This window comes from Immundisolibacter sp., from assembly GCF_041625615.1.
GTDB lineage: Bacteria > Pseudomonadota > Gammaproteobacteria > Immundisolibacterales > Immundisolibacteraceae > Immundisolibacter.
Window position 1 is genome coordinate 1 of the sequence record NZ_JBFJTF010000151.1, and the last position, 4,920, is coordinate 4,920.

Here is a 4,920-nt window from a genome sequence, read left to right on the forward strand (position 1 = left end):
GCCGGCAGCGGGCGCGGGGCGATGCCGGTAACGGCATCGGCGATGGCGCGAATGTGGTCGGGCGTGGTGCCGCAGCAGCCGCCGACGATGTTCAGCATGCCGTCCTGCGCCCACTGTTTGAGGTGGCCTGCCATGAACTCGGGCGTCTCGTCGTAGCCGCCGAAGGCGTTCGGCAGGCCGGCGTTCGGATGCGCGCTGACGCGGCATTCGGCGATCTGCGCCAGTTCGTGCACGTAGGGCCGCAGCAGCTCCACGCCGAGCGCGCAGTTCAGGCCCACCGACAGCGGCTGCACGTGCGCCACCGAGGCGTAGAATGCCGCCGCCGTCTGGCCGGACAGGGTGCGCCCGGAGGCGTCGGTGATGGTGCCGGAGATCATCACCGGCAGGCGCGCATGGCCGGCGGCGAAGTGGCTCTCGATGGCGTACAGCGCCGCCTTGCAGTTCAGCGTGTCGAAGACGGTCTCGACCAGCAGGATGTCGGCGCCGCCGTCGATCAGACCGCGCAGCGCCTCGGTGTAGTTGTCGACCAGTTCGCCGAAGGTGACGTTGCGAAAGCCGGGGTCGTTGACGTCCGGCGACACCGACGCCGTGCGGCTGGTCGGCCCCAGCACACCGGCCACGAAGCGCGGCCGCTGCGGTGTGCTCAGGGCATCGGCGGCGCGCCGGGCCAGCGCCGCACCCTCGCGGTTGAGCTCGTAGACCAGGTCTTCCAGGCCGTAGTCGGCCTGCGAGATGGCGGTCGAGTTGAAGGTGTTGGTCTCGACGATGTCCGAACCGGCTTCCAGGTAGGCGCGGTGGATGCCCTCGATCACCTGCGGCCGGGTCAGCGTGAGCAGGTCGTTGTTGCCCTTCAGGTCGCGGTCGATGTCGGCAAACCGTTCGCCCCGGTAATCGGCCTCGGTCAGGCCGTGGCGCTGGATCATGGTGCCCATGGCGCCGTCCAGCAGCAGAATGCGGGTGGCCAGCTGGTCGTGGAGCAGGGCGGTACGGTCGGACATGGCAGGGCGCAGCGAGGGAGGCAAGCGGGGCGGCATTGTAGCGCGGTGGCTGAGCGGGCCCGGCGGGCGCGCCGGCGGATGGCTTGCCCGCTGCGCGGGCACTGTGGGTGGAACTGTCGGAGGTCGAGCGATGACTGAGACTCTAGAGCGACCGCGGCCGTCGGCCGTCGGGGGACGCTGAGCATGCGGGCTGTGTTTCTGGATGCCGGCACGGTGGATGCCGGCGATGTCGACCTGTCACCGTTGCAGCGCGCCGCCGGGCCGTGGGACTGGCATCGCGCCACCACCGCGGCGCAGTTGCCGCAGCGTCTGGCGACGGCCCAGGTGGTGGTCACCAACAAGGTGGTGCTGGATGCCGCGGCCCTGGCGGCGGCGCCCCGGCTGGCGCTGGTGTGCGTTGCCGCCACCGGATACGACAATGTCGACCTGGCCGCCGCCGCGGCGCGCGGCGTGACGGTGTGCAATGTGCGCGGCTATGCCACCGCGGCGGTGGCGCAGCACACGATGATGCTGTTGCTGGCACTGGCCGGCCGCCTGCCGCAGTACCGGCAGGCGGTGGCGGCAGGCGAATGGAGCCGGGCCGGGCAGTTCTGCCTGGTGGAACCCCCGATCCTGGAGCTGTCCGGGCGGGTGCTGGGCGTCGTCGGTCATGGCGCCATCGGCCAGGCCGTGGCCGCCGCGGCGACGGCCCTTGGCATGCAGGTGCGTATTGCCGAGCGGCCGGGGCAGTCACCGCGCGCCGGACGCCAGGTGCTGGCCGAACTGGTGCGCGAGGCGGATGTGCTGAGCCTGCATTGTCCGTTGACCGCGCAGACCCGCGGGCTGGTGGACGGCGCGCTGCTGGCGGCCATGAAGCCGGGGGCTCTGCTGATCAACACCGCCCGCGGCGCGCTGGTGGACGAGCCGGCACTGGCGGAGGCGCTGCGCAGTGGCCACCTGGGCGGCGCCGGCCTGGACGTGCTGGGTGTCGAGCCGCCCCCGGCCTCGCACCCGCTGCTGGCGCCGGACATTCCGAACCTCATCCTCACGCCGCACTGCGCCTGGGCCAGCCGCGATGCCCGTCAGCGTCTGGTCGGCGAACTGGCGGCCACTATCGAGGCGTTTCGCGCCGGCCAGCCACGCAACCGGCTGGTGCCGCCGGCGGGCGCCTAGCGCCGGCGCAGGTACAGCACGCCGAACAGCCGCCCGGGGTCGGTCCAGGTGCGCTGCAGTTCGAAGCCGGCCTGGCCGGCCAGGCGCTGGAACTCGTCGGGCTCGTACTTGTAGGAATTCTCGGTGTGTATGGTTTCGCCGGCGGCGAAGGTGAAGGCGTGCCCGGCGACGGTCGCGGTCTGTTCGCGCTGGCTTTCGATGTGCATTTCCACCCGTCCGGCGGCGGCGTTGTAGAACGCCCGGTGGGCGAAGCCGTCGAGGTCGAAATCGGCGTCGAGTTCGCGGTTGCAGCGGGTCAGGAGGTTCAGGTTGAAGGCGGCGGTGACGCCGGCAGCGTCGTTGTAGGCGGCGTTCAGCACGGCCGGGTCTTTCTTGAGGTCGACACCGATCAGCAGGCCGTCGCCGCCGCTCAGCTGCTGGGCCACCTGCTTGAGGAAGCGCAGGGCCTCCAGTGGCGCGAAGTTGCCGATGCTGGAGCCGGGGAAAAACGCCAGGCGGCGGTTCTGCGGTGCAGTCTGCGGCAGGCGGAACGGGCGCGTGTAGTCGGCGCACACGGCCATCAGGTGCAGGGCCGGATAGTCCTGTGCCAGGGTGTGGCAGGCGGCCAGCATGTGCTCGCGCGAGATGTCGATGGGCATGTAGATCGCCGGCACCAGGGCGTCGAGCAGCAGCCGCGTCTTCAGGCTGCTGCCGCTGCCGTACTCGACCAGTGCGCCGCCGCGACCGGCCAGGTCGGCAATCTCGCTCGCGGCGGCGGCAAGGATGCCCAGTTCGGTGCGGGTGGGGTAGTACTCGGGCTGATCGCAGATGGCGTCGAACAGGGCCGAGCCGGTTTCGTCATAGAAGAACTTGCACGGCAGGGTCTTGTGGGGACGGCCGAGGCCGTCGAGTACCGCGCTCAGGAAGTCGTCCTGTTCGGGCGCCAGGTCGTGCAGGCGCAGTTTGGCCAGTGTGTTCATGCATCATCCGCCAGACGTAGGCCGGCGCACGCCCAGCGCGCGTCGGGAGGGAAGAAATTGCGATAGGTGGCGCGTGTGTGGCCGGTTGGTGTCAGGCACGAGCCGCCGCGTAGCACCATCTGCCCGGACATGAACTTGCCGTTGTACTCGCCGACCGCGCCGGCCGCCGGCCGGTAGCGCGGGTAGGGCAGGTAGGCGCTGGCGGTCCATTCCCAGACATCGCCGACCAGTTGCTTGAAGCCGTCGCCATCGCCGGCCGGCAGCGGTTCCAGGCAATCCCGGTCCAGAGTGTGGCCGCTGGCCGGATCGGCCGTCTGCGCCACCGCCTCCCATTCGAACTCGGTAGGCAGGCGCCGCCCGGCGAAGCGGGCGAAGGCGTCGGCCTCGTAGAAGCTCAGGTGGCTCACCGGTACCGCCGGGTTGAGCGGGCGCAGGCCGCCCAGGGTGAACACCTGCCAGTCGTCGTCCTTGCCGTGCCAGTACAGCGGCGCCTGCCAGCCGCGCGCCTGCACCGTGGCCCAGCCGTCGGACAGCCACAGTTCCGGGGTGCGGTAGCCACCGGCGCGGATGAATTCCAGGTACTCGCCACAGGTCACCAGGCGGTCGGCCAGGCAGTAGGGCTCCAGCGCCACGCGATGGCGCGGCGTTTCGTTGTCGAAGGCAAAGCCGGCGCCGGCGTGGCCGATGTCGACGATGCCGCCGGTGCATGACCGAAACGTGACCGGCGCCGGTGTACCGCTCGCCGCCGGGGGCAGGTCGTCGCGGTAGGCCGGGAACAACGGGTTGGCGTGAAAGTTGTGCTTCACGTCCATCAGCAGCAGTTCCTGGTGCTGCTGTTCGTGGTGCAGGCCAAGCTCGACCATCGGCGCTACGGTCGGCAGCGTGGCGTGGTCGGCGGTGTGCAGCAACTCCAGCAGGTGGCTGTCCACGTGCGCCCGGTAGGCCAGCACGTCGGTCGTGCTGGGGCGGGCCAGCAGGCCGCGCTGCGGGCGGGCGTGGAACGGGCCGACCTGGTTGTAATAGGAGTTGAACAGGAAGCCGTAGCGCGGATGGAACGGTTGGTAACCCGGCAGGCGCGGCTGCAGGATGAAGGTTTCGAAGAACCACGCCGTGTGCGCCAGATGCCACTTGGGCGGGCTGGTGTCGGGCATGGACTGGATCACCATGTCTTCGGTGTCCAGTGGCGCGATCAGTGCTTCAGTGAGCTGGCGCACCGAGCGGTAGCGTTTGGCCAGTGTGTCGGCCGTATCCGGCACGGGACCGGTCTGCTTACGAGCGACGCCCGCCATGGTGTTCCCCCCTCGCAATGGCTTGCTAATGGTCGGCTGCGCAGTCGTCGACGACAGCGCTAGTATCCTTGAAGCGGTGCGAGCTGCAACCGTCGCCGGGGTGTCACGGAGGTGTCGGAGCGCTCCGGCATGGCGGTTGACCGCCGCTCGCGGTTAAACTGAGCGGCCGTTAAAGATGTCCCGGCATGGATGCCGACGCGGCCTCAGGAGCGTCCGCCGACCGGTGGCCGCGCCGCACATTTGATGCTCGCCTCAGACCAACGCCGCAGTCTGTCAGGTAGCGCTTACATGCGAGGGGATAACGACGATGAAGCCGAATGAACTGACGGCGCCGGATATTGACCGGTTGGTCGTTGACCTGGCCGACCAGGGCGACTTCCGCGTGCATCGCGACGTGTTTCGCGACCCGGCGGTGTTTGAGCTTGAGATGCGTTACATCTTCGAGCGCAACTGGGTGTTTGTGGGTCTGGACAGTCAGGCGCCGAACCCGAACGACTACTTCACGACGTGGATTGGGCGTCA

General features: G+C 69.4%; 4 protein-coding genes and 1 pseudogene. 2 read left to right on the forward strand and 3 right to left on the reverse strand.

All coding sequences use genetic code 11. The features are described 5' to 3' along the window. The coding region (locus tag ABYX71_RS10330) for a homocysteine S-methyltransferase family protein (RefSeq protein ID WP_372696417.1) at positions 1-1,034 on the reverse strand (1,034 nt) is incomplete at its 3' end. Positions 1,035-1,181: 147 nt separating this feature from the next. Between ABYX71_RS10330 and ABYX71_RS10335 the strand changes: the two genes are divergently transcribed. After that, entirely contained in the window at positions 1,182-2,150 is a 969-nt protein-coding gene (locus ABYX71_RS10335) for a 2-hydroxyacid dehydrogenase (protein ID WP_372696418.1), read from the forward strand. Here the strand turns inward: ABYX71_RS10335 and egtD are convergent. Continuing rightward, positions 2,147-3,109 (reverse strand): L-histidine N(alpha)-methyltransferase, encoded by a 963-nt coding sequence (gene egtD / locus ABYX71_RS10340; protein WP_372696419.1) that lies wholly within the window; start codon positions 3,107-3,109, stop codon positions 2,147-2,149. The genes ABYX71_RS10335 and egtD overlap by 4 nt on opposite strands. Further along, positions 3,106-4,398 carry an ergothioneine biosynthesis protein EgtB gene (egtB, locus tag ABYX71_RS10345; protein WP_372696420.1) on the reverse strand — a complete coding sequence of 431 codons (1,293 nt, stop codon included), beginning with the start codon at positions 4,396-4,398 and terminating at the stop codon, positions 3,106-3,108. Before egtB ends, egtD begins: the two co-directional genes overlap by 4 nt. 307 nt (positions 4,399-4,705) lie before the next feature. On the opposite strand from egtB, the pseudogene ABYX71_RS10350 reads away from it, so the two are divergent. Continuing rightward, positions 4,706-4,920, forward strand: a pseudogene (locus ABYX71_RS10350) (hypothetical protein); the annotation flags it as partial.

Excerpts from the sequence above, each read along its gene's own strand:
- ABYX71_RS10335 (WP_372696418.1), top strand. The coding sequence starts at position 1,182 with ATGCGGGCTGTGTTTCTGGATGCCGGCACGGTGGATGCCGGCGATGTC.
- egtD (WP_372696419.1), bottom strand. The coding sequence starts at position 3,109 with ATGAACACACTGGCCAAACTGCGCCTGCACGACCTGGCGCCCGAACAG.
- egtB (WP_372696420.1), bottom strand. The coding sequence starts at position 4,398 with ATGGCGGGCGTCGCTCGTAAGCAGACCGGTCCCGTGCCGGATACGGCC.